The following is a 25,936-nucleotide window of genomic DNA, read 5'->3' on the forward strand; positions in this document are numbered from 1 at the left end:
AGGGAAAACAGCGGCCTCATAGCACATCCCGCCATGCGCGCCACGCAGGGGGGCCTGTCAGCCCAGGGGCACCGGGGCGAAGGCGGTGCGGTCGGGCGGGCCGGGGGCGAACAGCCATTCCGCCCCGCCCGGTGCCAGCATTACCAGGGAGGCGCAGACGGTGCCGAACCCGCCCAGGGGCGGCACGTTCAGCGCCTCCTCCGTCCGCCCGCCGCCATCGGCCAGCAGGGCGGGCCAGGCCCCCCAGTCGCCGGGGCGGGGCGGGGCGGCGGCGCGGAAGCGCGGCAGGTGGCGCGCGGTGCGGGGCGAGGCGGGGTCGTTGGGCGGGTGGGCGGTGACCATGCTCACGCCCTCGCCCAGCTCCTGCGCCGCCGGCCGGCCCTCGCCCAGCCCCTTCAGGAAGAAGGCGCGGCCGGCATCGGCCACCACCAGGTGGAAGGGGCGCCACTCCCCGGCCGGCAGGGCGGCGATGCGGTCCGCCGCGGCGGCGGCGTCCGCCCCGCCCAGGGCCACCAGCGGCAGCTCCCCGCGCGAGCGCTTGCCGGCCGCCGGGCCCAGCGTGCCGGGGCGGTTCAGCACGGCGGCGACCACGCCGGCGGCGTTCATCGCCATCCAGGTGCCGCCCGCCGCGCGGTCGCGCCCGCCGGTGATGCCGGGCCAGAAGCGGCCGGGCGGGTCCCAGGCGCGGTCCAGCCGCTCGTCGCGGTTGGCGGCGAGGGCGCATCGGCCCTCGCCGCGCCAGAGGATCACGGTGCACATCCGCCCGGATGATGGGCGGCGGCGCCCGGCCTTACCAGTGGCGGCGGTGGTGGCGCCAATGGCCCGGCGGCGGGCCCCAGTGCCGCGGCGGCGGCGCGTAGTGGCGCGGCGGCGGCGGCATGAACACCGGCCGCGGCGGCACGTAGTAGACGGCCGGCGGCGGCGGCGGCGCGTAGTAGCGGGGCGGCGCGTAGTGGCGCGGCGGCGGCGGCCCCCAGCCCCACTGGGCCTCCGCCTGCCCGGGCAGGGCAGCGAGGGACGCGGCGCCCAGCGCCGCGGCGACGAGGAGCTTGCGAAGGCCACGCATGGCAGCACCCTTTCGGTTCATGCCCTGAATCTATGAACCCGCATGGCCGAATCGTGGCGGCTTCAGGGTGATCCGAAGACGCGGGCGAAGACGGTGTCCACGTGGCGGAAGTCGCGCTGCGGGTCCATCGCCGCCTTCAGCGCGGCGGCGTCCATGCAGGCCGCGACCTCCGGCACCGCCAGCAGGTTCTCGGCGAAGCGCCTGGCGTCCGCCTTGCCCAGCTTCAGCCAAGTGGCCATGGCGGCCTGCTGCACGGCGGCGTAGGCGCCCTCGCGCGACAGCCCGGCCTGGGTCAGCGCCAGCAGCACCTTCTGGCTGTGCACCACGCCGCCCAGCGATTCCAGGTTCTCCTCCATGCGCTCCGGGTAGACCGTCAGCTTCTCCATCATCCCGGCCAGGCGCATCAGCGCGAAGTCCAGCGCGATGGTGGCGTCGGGGCCGATGACGCGCTCCACGGAGGAGTGGCTGATGTCGCGCTCGTGCCAGAGGGTGACGTTTTCCAGCGCCGGCATGGCGTAGCCGCGCACCAGGCGCGCGAGGCCGGTCAGGTTCTCGCTCAGCACCGGGTTGCGCTTGTGGGGCATGGCGGAGCTGCCCTTCTGCCCGGCGTGGAAGAACTCCTCCGCCTCGCGCACTTCGGAGCGTTGCAGGTGGCGCACCTCGGTGGCCAGGCGCTCCACCGCGCCGGCGACCACGGCCAGGGTGCAGAAGAAGGCGGCGTGGCGGTCGCGCGGGATGACCTGGGTGGAGACGGGCTCCACCGCCAGCCCCAGCTTCGCGGCCACATGCGCCTCCACCGCCGGGTCCACGCTGGCGAAGGTGCCGACGGGGCCGGAGATGGCGCAGGTCGCCACCTCGGCGCGGGCGGCCTTCAGGCGCTCCAGGTTGCGGGCGAATTCCACGTAGTGCCCGGCCAGCTTCAGGCCGAAGGTGGTCGGCTCGGCATGGATGCCGTGGGAGCGGCCGATGGTGGGGGTGTGCCTGTGCTCGATGGCGCGGCGCTTCAGCGCCGCCATCACCGCCTCGCAATCCGCGAGGAGCAGGTCGGCGGCGCGGGTCATCTGCACGGCCAGGCAGGTGTCCAGCACGTCGGAGCTGGTCATGCCCTGGTGCATATAGCGGGCGTGCTCGCCCATGCCGGGGTGGCCCGCCGCCGGCTCGCCCAGCCAGGTGAGGAAGGCGATGACGTCGTGGCGCGTCACCCGCTCGATCTCGTCGATGCGCGCGACGTCGGCGGCGGAGATGGCGGCGACCTTGCGCCCGCCGCCCTCGCGGATGGCACGCGCCGCCTCGGCGGGGATGGTGCCCAGCTCGGCCATCTTCTCCGCCGCCAGCGCCTCGATCTCGAACCAGATGCGGTAGCGCTCCTCGGGCGACCACATGGCGGCCATCTCGGGGCGGGTGTAGCGGGGGACCATGCGGCGGACTCCGGGAAAGCGGCGGCGCAGCAATGTCGCGGGACGGGCGCGGCGGCAAGTCTTACGAAACTGCAACGCTGGGTTAGTGTTCCGGCAATGACCGGGCGGCGTGGGCAGTCCAAGAAAGATGGACCCTTCATTACGAGGCTGAGTTCCATGCCCGACTGGCTCGTCCCGCTCTTCCAGGTGCTGCTGATCGACATCGTGCTGGCGGGCGACAACGCCATCGTCGTCGGCATGGCGGCGGCCGGCCTGCCGCCGCAGCAGCGCCGCACCGCCATCCTGTGGGGCATCGCGGCGGCGACGATCATGCGCATCGCCTTCGCCTCCATCACCGTGCAGCTGCTCGCCATCGTCGGCATCACCCTGGCCGGCGGCGTGCTGCTGCTGTGGGTGTGCTGGAAGATGTACCGCGAGCTGCGCGACGGCGGCCACGGCGACGCCGGCGACGCGGTGGCCGAGGCCGAGTCGGCGGCCCCGCGCAAGACCATGCGCCAGGCCATCACCCAGATCCTGATCGCCGACATCTCCATGTCGCTGGACAACGTGCTGGCGGTGGCGGGCGCCGCGAAGGACCACCCCTACGTCCTCATCGCCGGCCTCGCCATCTCGGTGGTGCTGATGGGCGTGGCGGCGACCTTCATCGCCAACCTGCTGAACAAGCACCGCTGGATCGCCTGGGTCGGCCTGCTCATCATCCTCTACGTGGCCGGCGACATGATCTGGCAGGGCACGAACGAGGTCGCGGGCAAGGTGCCCGGCTCCTACGCCTTCCTGATGCTGCCGCTGGGCTACCTGGCGCTGCCCGGCGTGTTCCCCGCCTGGATCTGGGCCGGGGCCACCTTGCTGCAGGTGGCGGTGCTGGCCGCCGTGGTGGCGCTGGTGGCGCAGGCGGTGTGGAACGCCGCCCGCCGGCCGGGCGACCGCCATTGACGCTTGCGCGGGCTTAACCCTGGGGACAGCCCGCGCACAGGACGCGGCCACCGGCCGCCCCTAGGCTCCGCGCCCCGGCACCTGCCGGGGCGGGGCGCCACCGCGCACCGTTGAGGAAGGCCGGGCGGACCCGCCACGCAAGGTGGGCCGCCCTTTCCGTGCGCGGAGAGCAATTCGATGGAATCCATCACCGGCGCCTTGCCGGGCCTGGCCCAGATCATGTGGCTGAACATCATCCTGTCGGGCGACAACGCCGTGGTCATCGGCCTCGCCGCGGCCGGCCTGCCCGAGGCGCAGCGCAACAAGGCGGTGCTGTTCGGCATCGCGGCCGCCGCCGTGCTGCGCATCGTCTTCTCCATCTTCGCCTCCTACCTGCTGGCGCTGTGGTGGGTGGACATCGTGGGCGGCGCCGCGCTGCTCTACATCGCCGCCACCTTCCTGAAGGAGCTGCTGCACAAGGAGGAAGGGGACGCCGCCGAGGGCGCGGGCGGCGAGGTGCAGCAGAAGTCGCTGATGGCGGCGCTGTGGCAGATCATCGTCGCCGACGTGTCCATGAGCCTGGACAACGTGCTGGCGGTGGCCGCCGTGGCGCGGGCCAACTTCACCCTGCTGGTGGTGGGGCTGGGCATCTCCATCGTGATGATGGGCGTGCTGGGCGGCTGGCTGGCGCGCATCCTCGACCGCTTCCGCATCATCGCCTACATCGGCGTGGCACTCATCGCCTGGATCGGACTGGAGCTGCTGTGGGAAGGCCTGTTGATCGCCAACGCGCACCTGGAGATGGGCCTGCCGCTGCCCGCGCCGCCGCAGCACTGACGGCGCCCTTGCTGGCGGCCGCCCTGCTGGCCGCCTGCGCCGCCACGGAGGGGGGCGGCGGCCCGGCCGCCCCCATCCCGCCGGCCAGCGGCCCCGAGGCGCTGGCCGCCCGCCTGCCGGCCGAGGCCGCCGGGCTGCGCCGCGGCTCGGACACCGCCCTTTCCGACCCCTTGCCGGGCCGGGAGGTGGCCTACGCCACCGCCAACCGCCAGGCCGCCGCCTTCGTGCAGGTGCTGCGCCCGGCGGCGCCCCTGCCGGACGGCCCGGCCTCCGCCGCCGCCCAGGCCGAATACGCCCGCTGGAAGGACGCCGCGACCGGCCAGGCTTCGCGCAACCGCCGCCTGGCCGTGGTGCGCGAGGCGGAGGTGGCCGGCCTGTTCCGCTGTGCCATGCTGGAAGGCAGCTATGGCCGCCAGCCGGTGGAAAGCACCGTCTGCGTCGGCGCGGCGGGCGGGCAGCTGCTGCGCCTGCGCGTCTCCATGCCCCGGCGCGAGCCCGCGGCGGCCGACGCCCAGGCCTTCGTGCGCGAGGTGGCGGCGGCGCTGCGGCGGTAGGCCGCTACATCAGCCCCAGCTGCCGCAGGGAGGCGGTGCCGCCCCGCCCCACCACCAGGTGGTCGTGCAGGGTGAGGCCCAGCAGGCGCGCCGCCTCCGCCACCTCGCGGGTCATCTCCACGTCGGCGCGGCTCGGCGTCGGGTCGCCGCTGGGGTGGTTGTGCACCAGCACCAGCGCGGTGGCGTGCAGCTCGATGGCGCGGCGCATCACCTCGCGCGGGTAGACCGGGGCGTGGTTGACCGTGCCGGCGCCCATCACCTCGTCGGCCAGCAGGCGGTTGCGGCTGTCCAGGAACAGCACGCGGAACTGCTCCGTGCGCTCCCGCGCCAGGGCGGCGGTGAGGTAGGATTGCAGGCGCTCCCAGTTGTGGAGCACGGGGGCGTCGCGCATCTGCGCCTCGCCCAGCCGCAGCGCGGCGGCCTGGACGGTGCGCAGCGCCGCCACCGCCGAGGGCCCCACCCCCTCCACCCGCAGCAGCTCCGCCGCCGGGGCGGACAGCACCTCGGCGAAGCCGCCGAAGCGCGCCAGCAGGGCGCGGGCGATGGGCTTGGTGTCCTTGCGCAGGATGGCGAGGAACAGCACCGCCTCCAGCAGCTCGTGGTCCAGCAGGGCCTGCGGCCCGGCCTCCAGCAGACGCTGGCGCACGCGGTCGCGGTGGCCCTCCGCGCCCAGGGCGCGGGCGCTGGCCGCGGGCGGCGCCGCCTCGAACAGCCCCGAGGCGTCGGCCACGCCGCGGCGGCGGCTCATGCGCCGTAGGGCGGCTTGTGCAGCCCGGCGGGGCTGAGGGTGAAGATCTCGCAGCCCGCCTCGGTGATGCCGACCATGTGCTCGAACTGGGCGGACAGGCTGCGGTCGCGCGTCACGGCCGTCCAGCCGTCGTCCAGGATCTTCACCTCCGGGCGGCCGGCGTTCACCATCGGCTCGATGGTGAAGAACATGCCGGGCTTCAGCACCGGCCCCTCGCCGGGGCGGCCGAAGTGCAGCACGTTGGGCGGCTCGTGGAACTGCCGGCCGATGCCGTGGCCGCAGAAGTCGCGCACGATGGAGAAGCGGTGCTTCTCGGCGTAGGACTGGATGGCGTGGCCGATGTCGCCGAAGGTGTTGCCCGGCCTGGCGGCGGCGATGCCGCGCATCATCGCCTCGTAGGTCACGTCCATCAGCAGCCGCGCCTTGGTGGAGGGCGTGCCCGCCACGTACATGCGCGAGCTGTCGCCGTGCCAGCCATCCAGCAGGGGCGTGACGTCGATGTTCAGCACGTCGCCCTCAGCCACCACGCGCTCGCCCGGGATGCCGTGGCAGACCACGTGGTTGACCGAGATGCAGGAGGCGTGGGCGTAGCCGCGGTAGCCCAGCGTGGCCGGGACGGCGCCGCGCGCCAGCATGAATTCATGGAGGATGCGGTCCAGCTCGGCGGTGGTGACGCCGGGGCGGACGTGCTCCGTGATCATGTCCAGCGTCTCGGCCGCCAGGCGTCCGGCGCGGCGCATGCCCGCGAAATCCTCGGGGGCGTGCAGGGTGATGCGGCGCGACTCGCCGCCTTGCTTGTCCATCGTGCGGGTCCGGCCCCGTCGGGTCATGGGAGGGGGTTTGGGGCCAAAATGCGCCCGCCGGGCCGCGGCTTCAACCCGCTTTCTCGCCCGCCGGGCGCTCCACCGTGCCCAGGGCGTCGGCCAGGCGGGCGTCGGCGCTGCCGCGCGGGGCCGGGCGGGGCTGGGATTCGTGCGGCGCCCAGCCGGTCATCACCAGCAGGGGCAGGGTGAATTCCAGCGGCGCCGCGCCCAGCGCCAGGGGGAACAGGGCGCGCGGCGGCACGCGGCGGTCGCGCTGCAGCAGCGCCGCCTGCTCGCCGGCCGCGCGCAGGTCGCGCACCAGCCCCATCGGCGTGGCATAGCGCAGGGGCAGGCTTTCGCGGTCGGCCACCGGCAGGGCGAAGCCGGCGCGCTGCAGCAGCCCCGCCAGGTCCCGCAGTTCCGCGAAGGGGGAAACGCGGGGGGCGGCGCCGCCGCGCAGCTCCGCCTCCGTGGTGGCCAGCGCCTCGCGCAGGCCGTGCAGCGTGCCCAGCCCGGGCAGGCTGGCCAGCAGCAGCCCGTCCGGCGCCAGGGCGCGGCGCAGCTGCACCAGCGCGCCGGGCAGGTCGTTCACCGCGTGCAGGGAGAGCGAGGCCACCACCAGGTCGAAGCTGCCCCCGGCGAAGGGCAGCCATTCCTCATCCGCCACCACGGCCAGGCCGCCGGCCCGCGCCGCCATGCCGGGCGCGAGGTCCATGGAGACGACCTCCTCCACCCCCCGCGCGCGCAGCAGCGGCGCCACCGCGCCGCGCCCGCCGACATCCAGCGCGCGGGCGAAGCGGCGGGTGGTGTCGTCCAGCCGGTCCAGCAGCAGCTCCGCCGCCGCGTGCAGGATGGGCGCGACCTCGCCCACCCGCGTGCTCGCGCGCTGGCGGCGCAGGGCGACGAGGCGGCGGTCGAAGATCGGCTCCATCCCCGGGCAGATGCGGCCGCTGGCGTGCGGGCGCAAGCGGCGGTAGCGTTCCGGCCCTGCAAGGGAAGGGAAACGCGCGATGAACCAGATGGACGTGAAGGCGGCCCGCGCCGCCGCCGTGGCCGCCGCCGTGGGGCGCGTGCGCGCCATCGAGGAGCGCATGGGCGTGACGCGCGAGGCGCTGGACGCCATCCGCGCGGAGCTGCTGGCCCTGGCCGCGCAGGAGCACCTGTTCCCGTTGGCCGAGTTCCCGCCGCCGCCCAATGGCGAGAAGGGCTCCAACCGCTACCTGCTGCGCGAGGAGGAGGGCAACCGCTTCGCCCTCTACCTCAACGCGCTGAACCCGGGGAACAGCACCAAGCCGCACGACCACACCACCTGGGCCGTGGTGGTGGCGGTGGACGGGCAGGAGCTGAACAAGGTCTATGACCGCCTGGATGACGGCTCCGACCCCGCGCGCTGCGAGATGCGCGTGCGCGAGGAGGTGATGGTGGAGCCGGGCCGCGGCATCTGCCTGATGCCCGAGGACATCCATTCCATCCACACCACCGGCGAGCGCCCGACGCGCCACCTGCACATGTATGGACTGGCGCTGGAGAAGCTGGACGGCCGCCGCGCCTTCGACGACGCGACGGGCGAGGTGAGCTTCTACAACAAGGCCCACATGAAGCCGACGGTGGGCAAGGACCGGTGACGCCCGCCGCGCTGAAGGCCCTGCTGGCGCGGGGCGGCGAGCTGGCGATCCTGGATGCGCGGGAGGAGGGCGAGTTCGGCGCCTCCCACCTGTTCTGGGCCGTGCCCTGCCCCTTGTCGAAGAAGGAGCTGCGCGCCCGCGCCCTGCTGCCCAGGCGCACCATCCCGGTGGTCTGCGCCGATGGCGGCGAGGGCCACGCGGCCAGGCTGGCGGACTACCTGCGCGGCATCGGCTGCACGGATGTGCATGTGCTGGAGGGCGACCCGGCGGAGGCCTTCACCCTGTTCAGCGGCGTCCACGTGCCGTCCAAGGCCTTCGGCGAATGGGTGGAGCACACCCACGGCACCGAGAGCCTGGACCCGGCGGAGCTGGACGCGCTGGTGCGCTCGGGCACGCCGCACGTCATCCTCGACAGCCGCCCCCTGGACGAGTTCGTGAAGATGACGATCCCCGGCGCGCTGAACGTGCCGGGCGGCGAGCTGGCCTGGCGCATCGGCGACCTGGTGCCGGATGCGGGCACCACCATCGTGGTGAATTGCGCCGGCCGCACCCGCTCCATCATGGGCGCCGAGAGCCTGCGCCGCGCCGGCGTGCCCAACCGCGTGGTGGCGCTGCGCAACGGCACCATGGGCTGGGAGCTGGCGGGCTTCGCGACGGAGAAGGGCGCCACCCGCGCCTTCGCGCCCGGCACGCCGCGCTCCGCCGCCCTGGCGCGCCAGCGCGCCGAGGCCTTCGCCGCGCAGCACGGGGTGGGCAGCGTCACCCGCGCCGAGGCCGCGGCGCTGCTGGCGGCGCAGGACCGCACCACCTACGCGCTGGATGTCCGCACGCCGGAGGAATACATCGCCGGCCACATCCCCGGCTTCCGCCACGCGCCCGGCGGGCAGCTGGTGCAGGCCACCGACCAGTGGGTGGCCGCGCGCGGCGCCCGCGTCATCCTGGCCGATGGCGAGGGGGTGCGCGCCCGCATGGCCGGCGCCTGGCTGCGCCAGATGGGCGGCTGGGAGGTGCTGGTGGTGAGCGACCCGTTGGACGGCCCGCTGAAATCCGGCCCCTGGCGGCCGGAGGTGCCGGAGCACCGCCCCATGCCATCGGTCACGCCCGCCGAACTGGCCGCGCTGGGCGATGCCGTGCAGGTGGTGGACCTCGCGCGCTCGATCGATTTCCGCGCCGCACACATCCCCGGCAGCCGCTGGGCGGTGCGCGGCCGCATCCCCGCCTTCGCGAAGCCCGTGGTGGTCACCGCGCCCGACCCGGTGCTGGCCGACCTCGCGGCGGCGGAGATCCCCGGCGCGCGGGTGCTGGCCGGCGGCGTCGCGGCGTGGCGCGCGGCCGGGCTGCCGCTGGCCAGCGACCGCCACCACCCCGAGGACGCCGATTGCGTGGACTGGTACCTGCGCCCCTATGACCGCAACAGCGGCCAGGAAGCCGCCATGCACGACTACCTGCGCTGGGAGGTGGACCTGGTGCACGGCGTGGCCCGCGACGGCGATGCGCGCTTCGGCGCCTGGTAGGGCGCTGGGCCGCTGGGCGCTGGACGCCCTGTTCCCGCCCGCCTGCCTGCTGTGCGACGCCCCGGTGGCGGCGCATGGCGGCGCCTGTCCCGCCTGCTTCGGGCGGCTGTCGCTGCTGGCGGCGCCGCAATGCCTGTGCTGCGGCGTGCCCTTCGTCCATGCCAGCCAGGGCGAGGCGGTGGAGGGCGGGCGCCTCTGCCCCGCCTGCGTGGCGCGGCCGCCGGCCTTCACCCGCGCCCGCGCCGCCCTGCGCTACGATGACGGCGCCAAGGCGCTCCTCCTGCCCTTCAAGCACCGCGACCGCACGGAACTGGCCCTGCCGCTGGCCCGGCTGATGGCGCGGGCGGGGCGCGAGGTGCTGGACGGCGCCGACGCGCTGGTGCCGGTGCCGCTGCATCGCTGGCGGCTGCTGGCGCGCCGGCACAACCAGGCGGCGCTGCTGGCGCGGGCGCTGGGGCGGCTGGGCGGGCTGCCGGTGTGGGTGGACGCGCTGGCCCGAACCCGCCGCACCGCCCCGCTGGAAGGCGCCGGCGCCGCCGAGCGCCAGGCGCGGCTGGACGGCGCCTTCGCCGTGCCGGCGCGCGCCGCCCGGCGGGTGCGCGGCGCCCGGCTGGTGCTGGTGGACGACGTGCTGACCAGCGGCGCCACCGCCGGCGGCTGCGCCCGCGCCCTGCTGGCGGCCGGCGCGGCCGAGGTGCGCGTGCTGGCCGCCGCCCGCGTGCCCGGCCCGGGGCTGGAGGCGTTGACCGGGCGGTAAGGGAAGGCGGCGCAGCATGTCCGGGCCCGGAGAAGGAACCCCCCATGCCTCGCTCCTCCAGCCGCGCGGTCGTCGCGGAATGCGCGGGAATCGCCGCCTCGCTCTCCGCCGCCATGGTGGCGCTGGCCCTGCTGGGCTGGATGCTGGCGCCCGCGCCCATCCTGCCCTGACGCGCGGGCCTTGACGACGCGGCCCGGCTTGCGGCGTTAGGGGGCCATGGCCGAGATCGAGATCTACACCAGCCTCTGGTGCCCCTATTGCGCGCGCGCCAAGGCGCTGCTGGACAGCAAGGGCGTTTCCTACGTGGAGCACGACGCGCCGTCGGGCTCCAAGAAGCGGGAGGAGGCGATCTCCCGCTCCGGCGGGCGCACCACCGTTCCGCAGGTCTTCATCAACGGGCAGGCCATCGGCGGCTCGGACGACCTGGCGGCGCTGGAGCGCGCCGGCAAGCTGGACCCCCTGCTGGCCTGAACCGGCGGGCGCGCCGCCCTGGCACTCGACATCCGCGAGTGCCAGCCTATCTTCAAAGGGTCATGATCCGCTTCGCCCTGCGTTGCGACAACGCCCACGAATTCGAGAGCTGGTTCAAGGACGGCGCCGCCTTCGACCGCATGGCCGCCGCCGGCCTGGTGGAATGTCCGGTCTGCGGCGACGCGCGGGTGGCCAAGGCGCTGATGGCGCCGGCCATCGCCCGCGCCCCCGGGGTGAAGGGCCGGCCCGAGCCCGCCGCGACCCCGCCCGCCGCCGCCGCCCAGCCCCCCGCCCCGGTGGCCGGCGGCCCGATGCCGGCGCAGGTGCTGGCGCTGCTGCAGCGCATGCGCGCCGAGGTCGAGAAGAACTGCGACTACGTCGGCCGGGACTTCGCCGCGGAGGCGCGCCGCATCGCCAAGGGCGAGTCGGAGGAGCGGGGCATCTACGGCGAGGCCAGCGAGGCCGAGACGGAGGCGCTGCGCGACGAGGGCATCGCGGTGGGACGCCTGCCCTGGGTGCCGCGCTCCGACGGCTGAGGGGCGGTCAGCGCCGCGCCCGCAGCGCCGCCGCCAGCGTGCCGTCGTCCAGCACGTCCAGCGCGCCGCCCAGCGGCACGCCCTGCGCCAGCCGGGTGACCGGCACCCCCAGCGGCTCCAGCCGCTCGGCCAGGTAGTGGCTGGTGGTGGCGCCCTCGACGGTGGCGGGCAGGGCCAGGATCACCTCCCGCGCCTCCGCCGCGCGGCGCAGCAGCGGCGCCACCGACAAATCCTCCGGCCCGGTGCCGGCCAGGGCGGACAGCGTGCCGCCCAGCACGTGGTAGGCGCCCTGGTGGGCGTGCGCGCGCTCCAGCGCCCACAGGTCGGCCACGCCTTCCACCACGCAGATCAGCCCCTGGTCGCGCGACGGGTCGGCGCAGACCAGGCAGGGGTCGCGGCTGTCCAGGTTGCCGCACACCCGGCAGGGCCGCACCGCCTCGGCCGCCGCGCGCAGCGCTTCCGCCAGCGGCAGCATGCGCGCCTGCGGGTCGGTCAGCATCTTCAGCGCCGCCCGCCGCGCCGAGCGCCGCCCCAGCCCGGGGATGCGCGACAGCAGCGCGATCAGGTGCTCGACAGGATCGGTGTTCGGCCGCAATGCAACGCCCCTTGTTCCACCCCCGGGCGCCCTGCCGCGGCCTCGCCACGGCAGGATGGGCCGAAGCCCCCGGGACCATTCCCCATATGGGGTGCCCGCCGCGGTTTTTCCGCAGCGGAGCGCCGGGGAAAACCGCGGCGGGGGCGCTAGAAGGGCAGCTTCAGCCCGGGCGGCAGGGCCATGCCGGCGGTGGCCTTCTGCATCTCCTCGGCCATCATCGACTCGACCTTCTGCTTGGCGTCGGCGTGGGCGGCGACCAGCAGGTCCTCCAGCACCTCGCGCTCGTCAGCCGCCATCAGCGAGGGGTCGATGAGGACGCGCCGCAGGTCGCCCTTGCCGGTCAGCTGCACCTTGACCATGCCGGCGCCGGCCTGGCCCTCCACCTCGGTGGCCTCCAGCTTGGCCTGCATCTCCTGCATGCGGGTCTGCATCTGCTGCGCCTGCTTCAGCATGTTGCCCAGGTTCTTCATGCTCAATCCTCCTCGGTGAATTCGGCGGGCTCGGCGTCCGGGGGCGCGAAGTCCGGCAGGTCGTCCGGCTCCTCCTCCGCGGCCGCCGGCTTCAGGCCGTAGGCGTCGGTGGCGGCGTCGCGCACCGCCTCCATGGCGGCGCCGGGGAAATGCTCCAGGATGGCCACCACCAGCGGGTGGGCGCGCGCCATCTCCCGCCGCCCGGCCTCGGCGGTGGCGGCCTGCTCGGCCAGGGTCGGCCCGCCCGGCGCGTTGGACAGCGCCACGGTCCAGCGCCGGCCGGTGCGCTCCTCCAGCAGGGCGGCCAGCTTGGCGCCCAGGTCGCGCGGCGCCTGCGGGCGGACGCGCACCTCCAGCAGCGGCGGCTCCACCCGCACCGGATGCACGTCGTGCAGCAGGTGGGCGTGCAGCAGCGGCGCCACGCCATGCGCCAGCGCCACCACGGCGCGCCATTCGGTCGGCGCGGCCAGCGCGGCGGGCTGCGGCGCGGCGGCGGCCACCGGCGGGCCGTTCACCACCGCGCGCAGCGCCGGCCCGCCGCCCGGGGACGGGCCGGGGGCAGGGGCGCCGCCGCCCGCCGCCGCGCCGCCGCCCTCCAGCCGCTTCAGGATGTCGCCCGGCGTCGGCATCTCGCTGACATGCGCGAGGCGGATCAGCACCATCTCGGCGGCGGCCAGGCGGTCGGGGGCGGCGTTCACCTCCTCGATGCCCTTCAGCACCATCTGCCAGGCCCGCGCCAGCACCGGCACGGACAGCGTGGCGGCCAGGGCGGCGCCGCGGGTGCGCTCGGCCTCCGGCAGGGCGGCGTCGTCCTTCAGGGCGGGGATGGCGTGGAAGCGCGTCAGCAGGTGCACCTGCTCCAGCAGGTCCTGCATCACCGTCAGCGGCTCGGCGCCGCATTCATGCGCCTCGGCCAGCCGGGCCAGGGCGCCGGGCAGGTCGCCCCGCAGCGCCGCCTCCAGCAGGTCCAGCACCAGGAAGCGGTCGGCCAGGCCCAGCATGTCGCGCACCTGCGCGGCGGAAACGCGCCCGTCCTCGCCCAGCGCGATCGCCTGGTCGAGCAGCGACAGCCCGTCGCGCACCGAGCCGTCGGCGGCGCGGGCCAGCATGGCCAGGGCGTCGGGCTCCAGCTCCGCCCCCTCCAGCGCGGCGATGCGGGCGAAGTGGCGGCCCAGCCGCTCCTCCGGCACCCGGCGCAGCGCGAAGGTCTGGCAGCGCGAGCGGATGGTGACCGGCACCTTGCGCAGCTCGGTGGTGGCGAGGACGAAGGTGATGGAGGGCGGCGGCTCCTCCAGCGACTTCAGCAGGGCGTTGAAGGCCTGCTCCGTCAGCATGTGGACCTCGTCCAGGATGAACACCTTCTGGCGGCCCTGGGCGGGGCGGAAGCGCAGCGCCTCGCGCAGCTCCCGCACGTCGTCGATGCCGCGGTTGGAGGCGGCGTCCATCTCCACCACGTCCGGGTGGCGGTCGGCCATGATGGCCACGCATTCAGGGCAGGTGCCGCAGGGGTCGGCGGTGGGGCCGCCCTTGCCATCCACGCCCACGCAGTTCAGCGCGCGGGCGATGATGCGCGCCGTGGTGGTCTTGCCCACGCCGCGCACGCCGGTCAGCAGGAAGGCGTGGTGCACGCGGCCGCGGGCGAAGGCATTGCGCAGCACCCGCACCAGCGCTTCCTGGCCGATCAGGTCGTCCAGCGCCTGCGGGCGGTACTTGCGGGCCAGCACGCGGTAGGGGGCGGCGGGCGCGGGCGTGGGGGGCGGGGCCGCCGGGGCGTCGCCGAACAGGCCGGGGCCCTCGGGCTCCGGCAGGGGAAGGTCCTCGTGCGCGGGGTCCGGCAGGTCGCTCATCTCTCGGAGGGGGCTCCCGGCGGGAAAGGGGCGGAAGGCCGGCGCATGACCCGGGCGAGAACCCGTTACGGCTGCTTCCTTCCGGACCTGACCGGGTTGGCGAGGGGCCCGTCCAGCGCCGACCTTCCGCCCCCCATATCGCCCTTCGCCCGGCCCGAGGCAACCCCACCGCGCATTGCCACGTTGGCCGGGCATGACCGAAGAGCCGATGGACAAGGTGGATGCCCGCCAGGGCGACAAGCGCCGGATGAACAGCCGCGTCCTGGTCTGGGGCCTGGCCCTGGTCATCGCGGCCTTCGTGATCGGCTACTTCATCGCCTGACCAGAGGGGGGGCGGCACCACGCCCCCCGGCGCCGCCGCGCCCTTCGCCTGCGCGGCGGGTGGCGCGCTTCACGCCCGGCCCGCCGCGTGGCAGGGTCCGGCGCGATGCTTTCCATCCCCGCCAGCCGCCCCAACGCCTACACCGGCTCCCCGCTCGACCGCGCCTCGGCCCGGCGGGAGGAGGCCGGCTTCGTCGCCGGCGCGCTGGAAGCGCCCGACAGCCTGTTCGTGCCGGTCTGGCGCGCGCGCTCCCTGCTGGCGCAGGTGGAGGCCGGGCGGCCGGAGGCGGTGCTGCTGTCGGGCGAGGCGGCGCGGGCGCTGCGCCTGGCCGGCGGCCCCTGGGCCTTCCTGGGGCTGTGGGAAGGCCGGCCCACCTTCGCGGTGGATTGCTCGGCGGCGGAGGACCCGCTGCCGCTGCTGCCGCCGGCCATGGGCGCCTTCCACGACCTGCGCGCCGTGGCCGGGCTGCTGCCACCCGGCGAGGCCAGCGTGCTGGCCCACGCGCGCGGGCTGATGCACTGGCGGGTGAAGCATCGCTTCTGCGGCGTGTGCGGCGCGGCCTGCGAGCCGCGCTCGGCCGGCAACGCCATGGCCTGCACCGCTTGCGCCGCCCAGCACTTCCCGCGCACCGACCCGGCCGTCATCATGCTGGTGGTGCGCGGCGACCGCTGCCTGCTGGGCCATTCGCACCGCTTCCCCAACACCACCATGTTCAGCACCCTGGCCGGCTTCGTGGAGCCGGGCGAGAGCCTGGAGGAAGCCGTGCGGCGCGAGGTGTTCGAGGAGACAGGCGTGGCGGTGGGCGCGGTGCGCTACCACTCCTCCCAGCCCTGGCCCTTCCCGTCCTCCATCATGCTGGGCTTCCACGCGGAGGGGCTGACGGAGGCCATCGCGCTGGACGTGGAGGAGCTGAAGGACGCGCGCTGGTTCAGCCGCGCCGAGATCGCCGCGCCGGAGGCGCATGGCTTCTCCCTGCCGCGGGCGGATTCCATCGCCCGCCGGCTGATCGAGGACTGGCTGCACGCATGAAGACGCCCATCGCCCTGGCCCTGGCGGCCCTGCTGGCCGCCTGCGCCGCCCGCCCCGCCACCGACGTGCTGGGCGAGCGCCTGACGCCGGAGCAGGCGGAATGCCGCGCCGAGGCCCGCCGTTCGCCCGAGGTGCGGATGGTGATGCGCGAGGCCAACCCGACGCCCAACAGCATGAACGAGGCGCGCATCCGCGAGGAGCGGCGCATCGCCGAGACCACCGCCTGGCGGCGCTGCCTGCGCGAGCGCGGGCTGGCGCTGCCGGGCGGGGTGGAGATCATCCGCGGGCTGTGACGCCGCGCGGATGACCACCCTGCGGCCTCACGCCTTGCGCGTGGTGCCGTCGTCGCGCTCGACCTCGACCTCGGTGCGGCGCACGGTGTCGCGCACCGTCTCCGTGCGGACGTCGCTGTCCTTGCGGACCACGACCTCGCCGGTCACCCGCGCCTCCTTGGCGATCACCGCCTCCTCCTCGGACTCGGTGGCCTCGATCACGCGGTCCTGGAACAGCGCGTCGGCGTCGGTCACCGGGCGGTCCACCACGCGGCGCTCCACGTCCACCGTCTCGCGGCGCAGCGTCACCTGCTCCTCCACCGGCGTCTCCACCACGTAGGAGCGGATGCGCACGCGGCCGTGCGCGGTCTCGCGCTTGCCGACGCGCAGGCGCTCCTCCACCACCGGGATCGCCTCGGACTCGCCGGAAAGGCCGGCGGCGCGGGTGGCCATGCCCTCATGCTCCGGGTGCGCGCCGGAGATGTTGGTGCCCAGCACCTCGTCCGTCCCGCGCGAGAGCATGGTGCCCGGCGGGTTGGCGCCGCTGGCCATGCTGCCGGTGCGGCCGACCTCGTTCTCCGGGTGCGCGCCGCTCATGTTGGTGCCCAGCACCTCGTCCGCCCCGCGGGACAGCATGGTGCCCGGCGGGTTGGACATGTCGTTCTCCGGCCGGGCGCCGCTGATGTTGGTGCCCAGCGCGTCGTCGGTCCCGCGCGAGAGCATGGTGCCGGGCGGGTTGGAGCCGCGCGCCATCACACTGTCCTCGCCATAGGTGTCGAAGGAGCGGCCGGACCAGCCCTCGGCGCGCCAGGCGGCCTCGCGCTCGTCCAGGTCCACGGCGCCGTTGGCCTCCAGGATGTCGGCCGCCGCCTCGAAGCGCTCGGAGGGGACGGACAGGCTCAGCACGGTGCCGCCACGGCGCGCGGCCTCGGCGTAGCCGTGGCGGTCGTCCTCGGGCACGAACAGGGAGGCGAGGCCTTCCCAGAAGCCCTGCTCCGGCTTGGCGCCGGCTTCCTGGCGGTACAGGTGCATCTGCCCGCGGGCGAAGCCCTGCGCGGCCAGGGCGTCCTCGGCGCGGCGCGCCTCGGCCTCGGTGTCGAAGACGGCGGTGATGGTGCGGTCCATGGGGGGATTTCCTTCCGTGTCAGGGCGTTCCGGCGCCGGGGGGAATGTGCTCGACCTCCGCGACCTGGCGGCGCAGCGCCACCACCTCGCGGACCTGCTCCTCCGTGGCGTGGCGCGTCAGCCGGACCTCCTCGCGCAGCAGCAGGCGCCGCTCCACGACCAGCACCTCCTCCAGCACGGGGATGATCCAGTCGCCGTTCGCGTCGCGCCGCGGCTCCGGGACGGGCTCGCCGGCCTCGATCACGCGGTCCACCGCGTGGCGCGAGACCTCGACCCGCTCGGAGCGCAGGGTTTCCGTGACCTCCTGCGGGAGGGTCTCCGTGCGCAGGGAGACGCGCACGCGCCCGCCCTCGCGCCGGACGCGCGCCACGCTGGCCGATTCCTCGGCCAGCGGCAGCACGACCTCTTCCCTGTCCCCTGCGGAGTTCACCTGCCATCCCTTCCGATGCCGAATGGCCCCAGAACGGGCGGCGGCGGCGGCGGGTTGGCGTTCCCTCAGCGGGAGGGCGTCAGCTTTCCTTGTGCGCCACCCGGAAGGGATGCGCGCGGTAGGTGCCCAGCACCTTCACCTCGCGGGTGAAGAAGCGCAGCTCCTCCAGCGCGCGGAACAGGCGCGGGTCCTCCGGGTGGCCGTCCACGTCGCACAGGAACTGCGTGGCGGTGAAGGCGCCGTCGAGCATGTAGCTCTCCAGCTTGGTCATGTTCACGCCGTTGGTGGCGAAGCCGCCCAGCGCCTTGTAGAGCGCGGCCGGCATGTTGCGCACGCGGAAGACGAAGGTGGTGACGGGGTGGGGCGCCTCCAGCGGCGGCGTCTCCGGGCGCTGCGCCATCACGTAGAAGCGCGTGGTGTTGTGCGGCGCGTCCTCCACGTTGGCGCGCAGCACCTGTAGGCCGTAGACCTCCGCCGCGAGGGAGGAGGCGATGGCCGCGTCCTCCGGCGTGCCGGACTGCGCCACCATCTGCGCCGCGCCCGCCGTGTCGGCCTGGATGACCGGGGTCAGCGACAGCTCCTTGATGACCTTCAGCACCTGGCCCAGCGCCATGGGGTGGGAATGCGCCTTGCGCAGCCCCTCCAGCGTCGCGCCCGGGCGCGCCAGCAGGCAGTGCTCCACCCGCTCGAAATGCTCGCCCACCACGGCGAGGCCGGAATCCGGCAGCAGGCGGTGGATGTCGGGCACGCGCCCGGCCAGCGAATTCTCGCAGGGCAACATCGCCAGCCTCGCCCGGCCGTCGCGCACCGCCTCCATCGCCGCCTCGAAGGAAGGGCAGGGCAGGGTGGCCCAGCCCGGATAGGCGCGGCGGCAGGCGAGGTCGGAGTAGGCGCCGGGAACGCCCTGGAAGGCGATGGTGGTCATTCTGTGTCCGTGCGGGCGGTTGATGGATGGCGCTTTGGCGTCTATGTGAGGGTCACGTCTAAGCCAGGGGCTGGGGGCGCGCAAACCCGCGCCCCGGCCTCACGTGAGAGGGTCCGGCATGAGCCTGGAGGTCAACAAGGCGTTCGCGGCGGTCCTTACCGCGGGCATCGCGTTCATGGGTGCCGGCTTCATCGGCGAGAAGGTGGTCCACACCCAGCGGCTGGAGCGCAGCGCCATCCAGGTGGGCGAGGCCCCGGCCCCGCAGGCCGCCGCGCCCGCCGCCGCCCCGGCCATCGAGCCCATCGCGCCGCTGCTGGCCGCCGCCAACGTCGACAACGGCCGCGCCCTGGCCGGCCGCGTCTGCGCCTCCTGCCATTCCTTCACCGATGGCGGGCGCAACGGCGTCGGCCCCAACCTGTGGAACATCGTGAACAAGGGCCACGCCCAGGTGGCGGGCTTCAACTACTCCGCCGCCAACCGCGCCCTGGCCGAGAAGCCCTGGGACTACGAGGCGCTGAACCAGTTCATCGCCGCCCCGGCGCGCGCCATGCCCGGCACGCGCATGGCCTTCGCCGGGCTGAACTCCGCCCAGCAGCGCGCCGACGTCATCGCCTTCCTGCGCAGCCTCTCGCCGAGCCCGGCGCCGCTGCCCTGACCGGGCGGTGAGCGACGTCCCGGCCGAGTTCGTCGCCGCGGCGCACGAGGCCGCCGCGCTGGCCGCGGCCGAGACGCGCGCCCTGTTCCGCTCGCCGCTGCTGGTGGAGGCCAAGGGCGACGCCTCGCCGGTGACGGAGGCCGACCGCGCCGCCGAACGCGCCCTGCGCCGCTTTCTGGCGGATCGCTTCCCGCAGCACGGCATCCTGGGCGAGGAATACGGCGCCGAGCGCGCCGATGCCGAATGGCTCTGGGTGCTGGACCCCATCGATGGCACCCGCGCCTTCCTCACCGGCCGGCCACTCTGGGGCACGCTGATCGGGCTGATGCATCGCGGCGCCCCCGTGCTGGGCCTGCTGGACCAGCCGGTGCTGGCGGAGCGCTGGCTGGGCGTGGCCGGGCAGGGCACCAGCTTCAACGGCGCGCCGGTCCGCGCCCGCCGCTGCGCCACGCTGGCCGAGGCCGAGTTTGGCTGCACCTCGCCCGACATCTTCAGCCCCGCCACCATGCCCCGCTTCGACCGCGTGCGCCGCGCCGCGCGGCGCGTCTCCTGGGGCGGGGATTGCTACCTCTACGGGCTGGTGGCGCTGGGGCTGGTGGATCTGGTGGTGGAGGACACGCTGAAGCCCTGGGACTGGGCGGCGCTGGCCCCCATCCTGGAAGGCGCCGGCGGGCGGATGACCGACTGGGCCGGCAACCCGCTGCGCCTGGGCACCGCGCGGGGCGACGTGGTGGCGCTGGGCGACCCGTCCCTGCTGCCCGAGGTGGTGGCCGCGCTTGCGGCGTGAGGGCCGCGCCCCCAATGTCACCCGCATGAAGCGCCGCACCCTCTTCGCCGCCGGCACCGGGCTCCTCGCCTTCGCCGGGCCGCTCCACGCGCAGCAGGGGGCGGTGCGCACCCACGCCCTGTCCCTGCTCGGCGAACCGGCGCTGCCGCGCGACTTCCCGCACTGGCCCTGGGTGAACCCCGAGGCGCCGAAGGGCGGCGAGATCGCGCTGACGGCGCTCGGCTCCTTCGACAGCTTCAACCCCTTCATCCTGCGCGGCACGCCGGCAGTGGGCAGCGGGCTGCTCTACGACACGCTGCTGGTGGAAAGCGAGGACGAGCCCTCCACCGAATACGCCCACCTGGCCGAGTCCATCGAGGTCCATGCCGACCGCAAGGGCGTCTCCTTCACGCTGAACGCCGCCGCGCGCTGGCATGACGGCCGCCCGGTGACGGCGGAGGACGTGCGCTGGAGCTTCGAGACGCTGCGCAGCCACGGCCGCCCCTTCTACCGCGCCTACTGGGGCGACGTGGAATCGGTGGCGGCGGAGGATCCGCGCCGCGTCACCTTCCGCTTCCGCAGCGACGAGAACCGCGAGCTGGCGCTCATCCTCGGCCAGATGCAGGTGCTGCCGAAGCATTGGTGGGAAGGGCGCGACTTCGCGCGGCCGCTGCTGGAGCCGCCGCTGGGCTCCGGCCCCTATCGGCTGGAGCGCTTCGAAGCCGGGCGCAGCGTGACGTGGCGCCGCGTCGAGGACTACTGGGCGCGCGACCTGAATACCCGCAAGGGCACCAACAACTTCGACCGCATCCGCTACGAATACTTCCGCGACGCCACCGTGGCCTTCGAGGCCTTCAAGGCCGGGCAGGTGGATTTCCGCACGGAGAACATCGCCCGCGACTGGTCCACCGGCTACGACTTCCCGGCGGTGCGGCGCGGGCTGGTGCAGCGCGACACCATCCGTCACGAGCGCCCCAGCGGCATGCAGGGCTTCGCCATGAACCTGCGCCGGCCGCTGTTCGGGGATGCGCGGGTGCGCGAGGCGCTGGTGCAGCTGTTCGACTACGAATGGCTGAACGCCAACATCTTCTTCGGCCTCTACGCGCGGACCACCAGCTTCTTCTCCAACAGCGAGCTGGCGTCGTCCGGCCTGCCGACGGGCCGCGAGCTGGAGATCCTGCAGCGCTTCCGCGGCCAGGTGCCGGAGCGCGTCTTCACCGAGGAGTTCCGCCTGCCCGTCACCGATGGCAGCGGCAACAACCGCGACGGGCTGCGCCGCGCCATCGCGCTGATGCAGCAGGCCGGCTGGACGCTGCGCGAGCGCCGGCTGGTGAACGCGCAAGGTCAGCGCTTCGAGTTCGAGATCCTGCTGAACTCGCCCTCCTTCGAGCGCGTGGCGCTGCCCTACGTGCAATGGCTGCAACGCCTGGGCATCGAGGCGCGGGTGCGCACCGTGGACCCCGCGCAATACCAGGTGCGGATGGACAATTTCGACTTCGACATGACGGTGGACGTGATCGGGCAGTCGCTCTCGCCCGGCAACGAGCAGCGCGACTTCTTCACCTGCGCCAAGGCGCGGGAGAACGGCTCGCAGAACATCGCCGGCATCTGCGCGCCCGCCATTGATGCCCTGGTGGAGCTGGTGATCACCGCGCCTGACCGCGAGGAACTGGTGCACCGCACCCGCGCGCTGGACCGCGTGCTGCTGCACAACCACTTCCTGATTCCCAACTGGCACAACCGCGCCTTCTGGATCGCCTTCTGGGACCGCTTCGGCCGGCCGCCGCGCAACCCGAAATACGGGCTGGGCTTCCCGACGGACTGGTGGGTGGACGCGGCGAAGGAACGCGCCTTGCAGGACGCCCGACGGAGTTTGTGATGCCGGCCGATCCACGCCCTCGGGCTGCGCCCTCCGGCGGTCGGACGGGGCTGTGACCGCCTACCTCCTCCGCCGCCTGCTGCTGGTGGTGCCCACCTTGCTGGGCATCATCGTCATCAACTTCGCGCTGGTGCAGCTGGCCCCCGGCGGGCCCGTCGAGCAGATGATCGCCGAGATCCGCGGCGAGGGGCAGGCGCTGGGCCGCATCACCGGCGAGGGCGGCGGCGAGGTGCGCGCGCCGCAGCCCGCCAGCCAGGGCGAGGGCAGCTCCAGCTACCGCGGCGCCCGCGGGCTGGACCCCGAGGTGGTGAAGGAGATCGAGCGCGCCTTCGGCTTCGACAAGCCGGCGCATGTCCGTTTCTGGGAGATGCTGAAGGGCTACGCCACCTTCGACCTCGGGCGCTCGCTGTTCCGCGACGCGCCGGTCTGGACGCTGATCCTGGAGAAGCTGCCCGTCTCGGTCTCGCTGGGGTTGTGGAGCACGCTGATCATCTACCTCGTCTCCATCCCGCTGGGCATCCGCAAGGCGGTGCGCGACGGCTCGCGCTTCGACCTCTGGACCTCCGCCGTGGTGCTGGTGGGCTACGCCATCCCGGGCTTCCTGTTCGCGGTGCTGCTGGTGGTGCTGTTCGCCGGCGGCTCCTTCGTGCAGTGGTTCCCGCTGCGCGGGCTGGCCTCGTCGGGCTCGGCGGACTGGCCGTTCTGGCAGCGCGCGCTGGACTACGCATGGCACGTCACGCTGCCCACCATCACGCTGGTGATCGGCGGCTTCGCGGGCCTCACCATGCTGACCAAGAACTCCTTCCTGGAGGAGATCAACAAGCAATACGTGCTGACGGCGCGCGCCAAGGGCGCGGGCGAGGGGCGCATCCTCTACGGCCACGTGTTCCGCAACGCCATGCTCATCATCATCGCCGGCTTCCCGGCTGCCTTCATCGGCATCCTGTTCACCGGCGCGTTGCTGGTGGAGATCATCTTCTCGCTGGACGGGCTGGGCCTGCTGGGCTTCGAGGCCGCCATCCGCCGCGACTACCCGGTGATGTTCGGCACGCTCTACGTCTTCACCCTGCTGGGGCTGCTGATGCAGATCGTGTCGGACTTCACCTACACGCTGGTGGACCCGCGCATTGATTTCGAGGCGCGGCGGTGAGCCCGCTGAACCGCCGCCGCCTGGCGAATTTCCGCGCCAACCGCCGCGGCTGGTGGAGCCTGTGGATCTTCCTGGCGCTGTTCGGGCTGACGCTGGGCGCGGAACTCATCGCCAATGACCGCCCGCTGCTGGCGAAGGTGGAGGGACGCTGGTTCGCCCCCGTGGCGCTCGACTACGCCGAGGACGACGTGGTGCCCGACGGCCTGCCCGTCACCGCCGACTGGGCCGACCCCGACTTCGCGCGCTCCGTGGCGGAGCGCGGCGGCTGGGTGCTCTGGCCGCCGATCCGGCACGATGCGCGCTCGGTGGTGCGCGACCTCGGGCGGCCGGCGCCGGCGCCGCCCAGCAGCCGCAACTGGCTGGGCACCGACGACCAGGCCCGCGACGTGATGGCGCGCGTGATCTACGGCTTCCGCATCTCCGTGCTGTTCGGCTTCACGCTGACGGTCCTCGCCTCGATCATCGGCATCATGGCCGGGGCGGTGCAGGGCTACTACGGCGGCTGGACCGACCTGCTGTTCCAGCGCTTCATCGAGATCTGGTCGGGCATGCCGCAGCTTTTCCTGCTCATCATCCTGGCCAGCGTCATCGAGCCCTCCTTCTGGACGCTGCTGGGCTTCCTGCTGCTGTTCTCCTGGATGGGGCTGGTGGGGGTGGTGCGCGCCGAGTTCCTGCGCGGCCGCAACCTGGACTACGTGCGCGCCGCCCGCGCGCTCGGCGTGCCGGACCGCACGCTGATGTGGCGGCACATCCTGCCCAACGCCATGGTGGCGACGCTGACCTTCCTGCCGTTCATCCTGTCCGGCTCGGTCACCGTGCTGGCCTCGCTCGACTTCCTGGGCTTCGGCCTGCCGCCCGGCTCGCCCTCGCTGGGGGAGCTGCTGGCGCAGGGCAAGAACAACCTGCAGGCGCCCTGGCTGGCCTTCACCGGCTTCGTGGTGCTGGGCGGCGTGCTGACCCTGCTGATCTTCATCGGCGAGGCGGTGCGCGACGCCTTCGACCCACGAAAGCTGCCCGGAGGGCAGCGTTCGTGAAGGGTTTCTTCGCCCTCAGACGCCGGGCGGCCGCATCCGCGGCCTTGGCTTCGCCGCGCCGCGGGTGCGCAGGCCGGCAGGTCGGTTGGGCGGCGCCGGCCGCTCTGCGGCCGGATTCGTTTGGGGCAGCCCCATGACCTCCACACCCCTGCTGTCGGTCGAGGGCCTGTCCGTCGCCTTCAACGGCCGCCGCGTGGTGGAGGGCGCCTCCTTCACCGTGAACCCCGGCGAGACGGTGGCGCTGGTGGGCGAATCCGGCTCCGGCAAGTCGGTCACCGCGCTCTCGGTGCTGCGGCTGCTGGCCGCCGCCGGCTCCAACCCCGAGGGGCGCATCATCCTGGACGGCACCGACGTGCTGGCGGCCGGCGAGTCGGCGCTGCACCGGCTGCGCGGCGGCGTCGCCGGCATGGTGTTCCAGGAGCCGATGACCAGCCTGAACCCGCTGCACAGCATCGGCCGCCAGGTGGGCGAGGCCATCACCCTCCATCGGCCGCTGCGCGGCGCCGCGCTGGAGGCCGAGGTGGTGCGCCGCCTGGAAGCCGCCGGCCTGCCGGACCCGAAGCAGCGCCTGGGCGCCTATCCGCACCAGCTTTCCGGCGGGCAGCGCCAGCGGGTGATGATCGCCGCCGCCCTGGCCAACGACCCGAAGCTGCTGATCGCCGACGAGCCGACCACCGCGCTGGACGTCACCATCCAGGCGCAGATCCTGGAACTCATCGCGCAGCTGAAGGCGCGCACCGGCATGGCGGTGCTGTTCATCACCCACGACCTCGCCATCGTGCGCCGCCACGCGCAGCGCGTGGTGGTGATGAAGGATGGCCGCGTCGTCGAGCAGGGCGAGACGGCGGCCCTCTTCGCCGCCCCGCAGCACCCCTACACCCGCATGCTGCTGGCCACCGAGCCGCGCGGCCGCCCCGCCCCGGTGCCGGAGGATGCGCCGACGGTGCTGGAGGCGCAGGACATCCATGTCGGCTTCCCCATCCGCCGCGGCCTGCTGCGCCGGCAGGTGGGCGAGGTGAAGGCGGTGCAGGGCGTCTCCCTGCGCCTGCGCGCCGGCGAGACGCTGGGCGTGGTGGGCGAATCCGGCTCGGGCAAGACGACGCTGGGCATGGCGCTGCTGCGCCTCGAAGCCTCGCGCGGCGCCATCCGCTTCGAGGGGCACGACATCGCTGGGCTGGACCGCGGCGCCATGCGGCCGCTGCGCGCGCGGATGCAGGTGGTGTTCCAGGACCCCTACGGCTCGCTCTCGCCGCGCATGAGCGCCGGCGAGATCGTCGGCGAGGGGCTGCTGGTGCACGAGCCCGCCCTGCGCGCCGCCGAGCGCGAGGCCCGCGTGGCCCAGGCGCTGGAGGAGGTGGGCCTCGACCCTGCCGTGATGGGGCGCTACCCGCACGAGTTCAGCGGCGGGCAGCGCCAGCGCCTGGCCATCGCCCGCGCCCTGGTGCTGAAGCCCCGCCTGCTGGTGCTGGACGAGCCGACCAGCGCGCTGGACGTCTCCGTGCAGGCGCAGGTGGTGGAGCTGCTGCGCGGCCTGCAGGCGCGGCACGGCCTGGCCTTCCTGTTCATCAGCCACGACCTGAAGGTGGTCCGCGCCATGGCCCACCGCATCCTGGTGATGCGGCAGGGCCGCATCGTCGAGGAAGGCGAGGCCGAGGCCCTGACACGCAGCCCGAAAGACCCCTATACCCGCGCCCTGATGAGCGCCGCCTTCGAGCTGACCACCGCATGAGCGACACCGCACCCCACCCCTGGGCCGGCCAGGAGCGCGAGAAGCTGCGCGACCTGCTGGACAGCGGCACGGTCAAGCTGGGCATCCACATCCGCAAGATGAACTCGCCCGGCTCGCCGGTGTACCGCTATGCCGAGAACATCATCCCGGCCGGGCTCATCCTGGTGTCCTCCTTCGCCGCCACCGCGCTGGTGCATTTCTACCTGGGCGCGGCGGTGCTGGCGGCGGGCTGCGCCTGGTGGGTGTGGAAGGTGCTGCCGGCGGTGAAGGACGGCGTGTTCCACCGCACCGCCGCCCACGTGCTGCACAGCGACCTCAATTTCGACCTGATGTGGGCGCGCGGCCTGCTGTCGCTCTACAGCAAGCGGCCGGACGGCACCGAGCGCGTGGCGACGCGGCGCGACGACTGGCGGGCCTATGTCCGCTCCTTCCACGGGGAGGCCTGATGCGCCGCCGAGGCACGTCTC

At 74.0% G+C, this 25,936-nt stretch carries 30 protein-coding genes, 1 other RNA gene and 1 pseudogene; 19 read left to right on the plus strand and 13 right to left on the minus strand.

Going from position 1 to position 25,936, the window contains the following annotated elements; translation table 11 throughout:
• Positions 1-57 precede the first annotated feature (57 nt).
• The 3 genes from ACI6QG_RS04885 to purB form a co-directional block, all read right to left on the minus strand.
• Positions 58-759, minus strand: coding sequence for an NRDE family protein (locus ACI6QG_RS04885; RefSeq protein ID WP_407023450.1), 702 nt, complete (start codon positions 757-759; stop codon positions 58-60).
• A gap of 31 nt (positions 760-790) precedes the next feature.
• The gene (locus ACI6QG_RS04890) at positions 791-1,066 is read right to left on the minus strand and encodes a hypothetical protein (RefSeq protein ID WP_407023451.1); all 276 of its coding nucleotides are present in this window, start codon (positions 1,064-1,066) and stop codon (positions 791-793) included.
• A gap of 62 nt (positions 1,067-1,128) precedes the next feature.
• Positions 1,129-2,484 (minus strand): adenylosuccinate lyase, encoded by a 1,356-nt coding sequence (gene purB / locus ACI6QG_RS04895; protein ID WP_407023452.1) that lies wholly within the window; start codon positions 2,482-2,484, stop codon positions 1,129-1,131.
• A gap of 156 nt (positions 2,485-2,640) precedes the next feature.
• Between purB and ACI6QG_RS04900 the strand changes: the two are divergent.
• The 3 genes and pseudogenes from ACI6QG_RS04900 to ACI6QG_RS04910 all read left to right on the plus strand — a co-directional run.
• Positions 2,641-3,312: pseudogene (locus ACI6QG_RS04900) on the plus strand (TerC family protein); the annotation flags it as partial.
• 282 nt (positions 3,313-3,594) lie between these two features.
• A complete protein-coding gene (locus tag ACI6QG_RS04905; RefSeq protein ID WP_407023454.1) occupies positions 3,595-4,233 on the plus strand; it encodes a YjbE family putative metal transport protein in 639 nt (212 codons plus the stop codon).
• Positions 4,234-4,241: 8 nt separating this feature from the next.
• Positions 4,242-4,787, plus strand: a complete 546-nt coding sequence (locus ACI6QG_RS04910; RefSeq protein WP_407023455.1) for a hypothetical protein — start codon at positions 4,242-4,244, stop codon at positions 4,785-4,787.
• Between the two features lie 4 nt (positions 4,788-4,791).
• Here the strand turns inward: ACI6QG_RS04910 and radC are convergent, their stop codons facing one another.
• From radC to ACI6QG_RS04925, 3 genes are all read right to left on the minus strand, one after another.
• A complete protein-coding gene (gene radC, locus ACI6QG_RS04915; protein WP_407023456.1) occupies positions 4,792-5,535 on the minus strand; it encodes a RadC family protein in 744 nt (247 codons plus the stop codon).
• Entirely contained in the window at positions 5,532-6,338 is an 807-nt protein-coding gene (map, locus tag ACI6QG_RS04920) for a type I methionyl aminopeptidase (RefSeq protein ID WP_407023457.1), read from the minus strand. The genes radC and map overlap by 4 nt, the downstream gene beginning before the upstream one ends.
• A 70-nt stretch (positions 6,339-6,408) precedes the next feature.
• Positions 6,409-7,269, minus strand: a complete 861-nt coding sequence (locus tag ACI6QG_RS04925) for a class I SAM-dependent methyltransferase (RefSeq protein ID WP_407023458.1) — start codon at positions 7,267-7,269, stop codon at positions 6,409-6,411.
• A 79-nt stretch (positions 7,270-7,348) separates the two neighbouring features.
• Here ACI6QG_RS04925 and ACI6QG_RS04930 point away from each other — a divergent pair, with 79 nt between their 5' ends.
• The 6 genes from ACI6QG_RS04930 to ACI6QG_RS04955 all read left to right on the plus strand — a co-directional run bounded on the left by ACI6QG_RS04930 (position 7,349) and on the right by ACI6QG_RS04955 (position 11,241).
• On the plus strand, positions 7,349-7,963 hold the full coding sequence (locus tag ACI6QG_RS04930) for a cysteine dioxygenase family protein (RefSeq protein WP_407023459.1): 615 nt from the start codon (positions 7,349-7,351) through the stop codon (positions 7,961-7,963).
• Entirely contained in the window at positions 7,960-9,477 is a 1,518-nt protein-coding gene (locus tag ACI6QG_RS04935) for a rhodanese-like domain-containing protein (protein ID WP_407023460.1), read from the plus strand. Before ACI6QG_RS04930 ends, ACI6QG_RS04935 begins: the two co-directional genes overlap by 4 nt.
• The gene (locus ACI6QG_RS04940; RefSeq protein WP_407023461.1) at positions 9,455-10,234 is read left to right on the plus strand and encodes a ComF family protein; all 780 of its coding nucleotides are present in this window, start codon (positions 9,455-9,457) and stop codon (positions 10,232-10,234) included. Before ACI6QG_RS04935 ends, ACI6QG_RS04940 begins: the two co-directional genes overlap by 23 nt.
• Before the next feature lie 44 nt (positions 10,235-10,278).
• Positions 10,279-10,404, plus strand: coding sequence for a hypothetical protein (locus ACI6QG_RS04945; RefSeq protein WP_407023462.1), 126 nt, complete (start codon positions 10,279-10,281; stop codon positions 10,402-10,404).
• A 46-nt stretch (positions 10,405-10,450) separates the two neighbouring features.
• Positions 10,451-10,705, plus strand: coding sequence for a glutaredoxin 3 (gene grxC / locus ACI6QG_RS04950; protein WP_407023463.1), 255 nt, complete (start codon positions 10,451-10,453; stop codon positions 10,703-10,705).
• Positions 10,706-10,767: 62 nt separating this feature from the next.
• A complete protein-coding gene (locus ACI6QG_RS04955; protein ID WP_407023464.1) occupies positions 10,768-11,241 on the plus strand; it encodes a DUF1178 family protein in 474 nt (157 codons plus the stop codon).
• 7 nt (positions 11,242-11,248) lie between these two features.
• On the opposite strand, the gene recR is transcribed toward ACI6QG_RS04955, so the two are convergent.
• From recR to ffs, 4 genes are all read right to left on the minus strand, one after another.
• Positions 11,249-11,836 carry a recombination mediator RecR gene (recR, locus tag ACI6QG_RS04960; protein ID WP_407023465.1) on the minus strand — a complete coding sequence of 196 codons (588 nt, stop codon included), beginning with the start codon at positions 11,834-11,836 and terminating at the stop codon, positions 11,249-11,251.
• A 146-nt stretch (positions 11,837-11,982) separates the two neighbouring features.
• Positions 11,983-12,306 (minus strand): YbaB/EbfC family nucleoid-associated protein, encoded by a 324-nt coding sequence (locus ACI6QG_RS04965; RefSeq protein WP_407023466.1) that lies wholly within the window; start codon positions 12,304-12,306, stop codon positions 11,983-11,985.
• 2 nt (positions 12,307-12,308) lie between these two features.
• Positions 12,309-14,153, minus strand: coding sequence for a DNA polymerase III subunit gamma/tau (locus tag ACI6QG_RS04970; protein WP_407023467.1), 1,845 nt, complete (start codon positions 14,151-14,153; stop codon positions 12,309-12,311).
• A gap of 29 nt (positions 14,154-14,182) precedes the next feature.
• An RNA gene (gene ffs, locus ACI6QG_RS04975) (signal recognition particle sRNA small type) lies at positions 14,183-14,281 on the minus strand.
• A 65-nt stretch (positions 14,282-14,346) separates the two neighbouring features.
• Here ffs and ACI6QG_RS04980 point away from each other — a divergent pair.
• From ACI6QG_RS04980 to ACI6QG_RS04990, 3 genes are all read left to right on the plus strand, one after another.
• The gene (locus tag ACI6QG_RS04980; RefSeq protein ID WP_407023468.1) at positions 14,347-14,475 is read left to right on the plus strand and encodes a hypothetical protein; all 129 of its coding nucleotides are present in this window, start codon (positions 14,347-14,349) and stop codon (positions 14,473-14,475) included.
• Positions 14,476-14,580: 105 nt separating this feature from the next.
• Positions 14,581-15,504 carry an NAD(+) diphosphatase gene (gene nudC, locus ACI6QG_RS04985; RefSeq protein ID WP_407023469.1) on the plus strand — a complete coding sequence of 308 codons (924 nt, stop codon included), beginning with the start codon at positions 14,581-14,583 and terminating at the stop codon, positions 15,502-15,504.
• Positions 15,501-15,797, plus strand: a complete 297-nt coding sequence (locus tag ACI6QG_RS04990) for a phosphoribosylamine--glycine ligase (RefSeq protein ID WP_407023470.1) — start codon at positions 15,501-15,503, stop codon at positions 15,795-15,797. The genes nudC and ACI6QG_RS04990 overlap by 4 nt, the downstream gene beginning before the upstream one ends.
• Before the next feature lie 27 nt (positions 15,798-15,824).
• Here the strand turns inward: ACI6QG_RS04990 and ACI6QG_RS04995 are convergent, their stop codons facing one another.
• The 3 genes from ACI6QG_RS04995 to ACI6QG_RS05005 form a co-directional block, all read right to left on the minus strand.
• Positions 15,825-16,901: a YsnF/AvaK domain-containing protein gene (locus ACI6QG_RS04995; protein WP_407023471.1), complete on the minus strand. Its 1,077-nt coding sequence runs from the start codon at positions 16,899-16,901 to the stop codon at positions 15,825-15,827.
• Positions 16,902-16,920: 19 nt separating this feature from the next.
• On the minus strand, positions 16,921-17,301 hold the full coding sequence (locus ACI6QG_RS05000) for a DUF2382 domain-containing protein (protein WP_407023472.1): 381 nt from the start codon (positions 17,299-17,301) through the stop codon (positions 16,921-16,923).
• A 109-nt stretch (positions 17,302-17,410) separates the two neighbouring features.
• A complete protein-coding gene (locus ACI6QG_RS05005; protein WP_407023473.1) occupies positions 17,411-18,256 on the minus strand; it encodes a prephenate dehydratase in 846 nt (281 codons plus the stop codon).
• Positions 18,257-18,374: 118 nt separating this feature from the next.
• On the opposite strand from ACI6QG_RS05005, the gene ACI6QG_RS05010 reads away from it, so the two are divergent.
• From ACI6QG_RS05010 to ACI6QG_RS05040, 7 genes are all read left to right on the plus strand, one after another.
• Entirely contained in the window at positions 18,375-18,911 is a 537-nt protein-coding gene (locus ACI6QG_RS05010; protein WP_407023474.1) for a c-type cytochrome, read from the plus strand.
• Positions 18,912-18,918: 7 nt separating this feature from the next.
• Positions 18,919-19,698, plus strand: a complete 780-nt coding sequence (gene hisN, locus ACI6QG_RS05015; RefSeq protein WP_407023475.1) for a histidinol-phosphatase — start codon at positions 18,919-18,921, stop codon at positions 19,696-19,698.
• Between the two features lie 25 nt (positions 19,699-19,723).
• Positions 19,724-21,556, plus strand: coding sequence for an extracellular solute-binding protein (locus ACI6QG_RS05020; RefSeq protein WP_407023476.1), 1,833 nt, complete (start codon positions 19,724-19,726; stop codon positions 21,554-21,556).
• Between the two features lie 52 nt (positions 21,557-21,608).
• Positions 21,609-22,706, plus strand: coding sequence for a microcin C ABC transporter permease YejB (locus tag ACI6QG_RS05025; protein ID WP_407023477.1), 1,098 nt, complete (start codon positions 21,609-21,611; stop codon positions 22,704-22,706).
• Positions 22,703-23,740 (plus strand): ABC transporter permease, encoded by a 1,038-nt coding sequence (locus ACI6QG_RS05030; RefSeq protein ID WP_407023478.1) that lies wholly within the window; start codon positions 22,703-22,705, stop codon positions 23,738-23,740. Before ACI6QG_RS05025 ends, ACI6QG_RS05030 begins: the two co-directional genes overlap by 4 nt.
• Before the next feature lie 133 nt (positions 23,741-23,873).
• A complete protein-coding gene (locus ACI6QG_RS05035; RefSeq protein WP_407023479.1) occupies positions 23,874-25,469 on the plus strand; it encodes an ABC transporter ATP-binding protein in 1,596 nt (531 codons plus the stop codon).
• Entirely contained in the window at positions 25,466-25,915 is a 450-nt protein-coding gene (locus tag ACI6QG_RS05040; RefSeq protein ID WP_407023480.1) for a hypothetical protein, read from the plus strand. The genes ACI6QG_RS05035 and ACI6QG_RS05040 overlap by 4 nt, the downstream gene beginning before the upstream one ends.
• Positions 25,916-25,936: the final 21 nt, after the last annotated feature.

This window comes from Sabulicella flocculans (genome assembly GCF_045449635.1).
In the GTDB taxonomy this organism is placed as follows: Bacteria; Pseudomonadota; Alphaproteobacteria; order Acetobacterales; family Acetobacteraceae; genus Roseococcus.

What these genes read in the sequence shown, in the direction of transcription:
- ACI6QG_RS04885 (WP_407023450.1), bottom strand. Translation starts at nt 759, where the DNA reads ATGTGCACCGTGATCCTCTGGCGCGGCGAGGGCCGATGCGCCCTCGCC.
- ACI6QG_RS04890 (WP_407023451.1), bottom strand. Translation starts at nt 1,066, where the DNA reads ATGCGTGGCCTTCGCAAGCTCCTCGTCGCCGCGGCGCTGGGCGCCGCG.
- purB (WP_407023452.1), bottom strand. Translation starts at nt 2,484, where the DNA reads ATGGTCCCCCGCTACACCCGCCCCGAGATGGCCGCCATGTGGTCGCCC.
- ACI6QG_RS04905 (WP_407023454.1), top strand. Translation starts at nt 3,595, where the DNA reads ATGGAATCCATCACCGGCGCCTTGCCGGGCCTGGCCCAGATCATGTGG.
- radC (WP_407023456.1), bottom strand. Translation starts at nt 5,535, where the DNA reads ATGAGCCGCCGCCGCGGCGTGGCCGACGCCTCGGGGCTGTTCGAGGCG.
- map (WP_407023457.1), bottom strand. Translation starts at nt 6,338, where the DNA reads ATGGACAAGCAAGGCGGCGAGTCGCGCCGCATCACCCTGCACGCCCCC.
- ACI6QG_RS04925 (WP_407023458.1), bottom strand. Translation starts at nt 7,269, where the DNA reads ATGGAGCCGATCTTCGACCGCCGCCTCGTCGCCCTGCGCCGCCAGCGC.
- ACI6QG_RS04930 (WP_407023459.1), top strand. Translation starts at nt 7,349, where the DNA reads ATGAACCAGATGGACGTGAAGGCGGCCCGCGCCGCCGCCGTGGCCGCC.
- ACI6QG_RS04940 (WP_407023461.1), top strand. Translation starts at nt 9,455, where the DNA reads ATGCGCGCTTCGGCGCCTGGTAGGGCGCTGGGCCGCTGGGCGCTGGAC.
- ACI6QG_RS04945 (WP_407023462.1), top strand. Translation starts at nt 10,279, where the DNA reads ATGCCTCGCTCCTCCAGCCGCGCGGTCGTCGCGGAATGCGCGGGAATC.
- grxC (WP_407023463.1), top strand. Translation starts at nt 10,451, where the DNA reads ATGGCCGAGATCGAGATCTACACCAGCCTCTGGTGCCCCTATTGCGCG.
- ACI6QG_RS04955 (WP_407023464.1), top strand. Translation starts at nt 10,768, where the DNA reads ATGATCCGCTTCGCCCTGCGTTGCGACAACGCCCACGAATTCGAGAGC.
- ACI6QG_RS04965 (WP_407023466.1), bottom strand. Translation starts at nt 12,306, where the DNA reads ATGAAGAACCTGGGCAACATGCTGAAGCAGGCGCAGCAGATGCAGACC.
- ACI6QG_RS04970 (WP_407023467.1), bottom strand. Translation starts at nt 14,153, where the DNA reads ATGAGCGACCTGCCGGACCCCGCGCACGAGGACCTTCCCCTGCCGGAG.
- ACI6QG_RS04980 (WP_407023468.1), top strand. Translation starts at nt 14,347, where the DNA reads ATGACCGAAGAGCCGATGGACAAGGTGGATGCCCGCCAGGGCGACAAG.
- nudC (WP_407023469.1), top strand. Translation starts at nt 14,581, where the DNA reads ATGCTTTCCATCCCCGCCAGCCGCCCCAACGCCTACACCGGCTCCCCG.
- ACI6QG_RS04990 (WP_407023470.1), top strand. Translation starts at nt 15,501, where the DNA reads ATGAAGACGCCCATCGCCCTGGCCCTGGCGGCCCTGCTGGCCGCCTGC.
- ACI6QG_RS04995 (WP_407023471.1), bottom strand. Translation starts at nt 16,901, where the DNA reads ATGGACCGCACCATCACCGCCGTCTTCGACACCGAGGCCGAGGCGCGC.
- ACI6QG_RS05005 (WP_407023473.1), bottom strand. Translation starts at nt 18,256, where the DNA reads ATGACCACCATCGCCTTCCAGGGCGTTCCCGGCGCCTACTCCGACCTC.
- ACI6QG_RS05010 (WP_407023474.1), top strand. Translation starts at nt 18,375, where the DNA reads ATGAGCCTGGAGGTCAACAAGGCGTTCGCGGCGGTCCTTACCGCGGGC.
- ACI6QG_RS05020 (WP_407023476.1), top strand. Translation starts at nt 19,724, where the DNA reads ATGAAGCGCCGCACCCTCTTCGCCGCCGGCACCGGGCTCCTCGCCTTC.
- ACI6QG_RS05035 (WP_407023479.1), top strand. Translation starts at nt 23,874, where the DNA reads ATGACCTCCACACCCCTGCTGTCGGTCGAGGGCCTGTCCGTCGCCTTC.
- ACI6QG_RS05040 (WP_407023480.1), top strand. Translation starts at nt 25,466, where the DNA reads ATGAGCGACACCGCACCCCACCCCTGGGCCGGCCAGGAGCGCGAGAAG.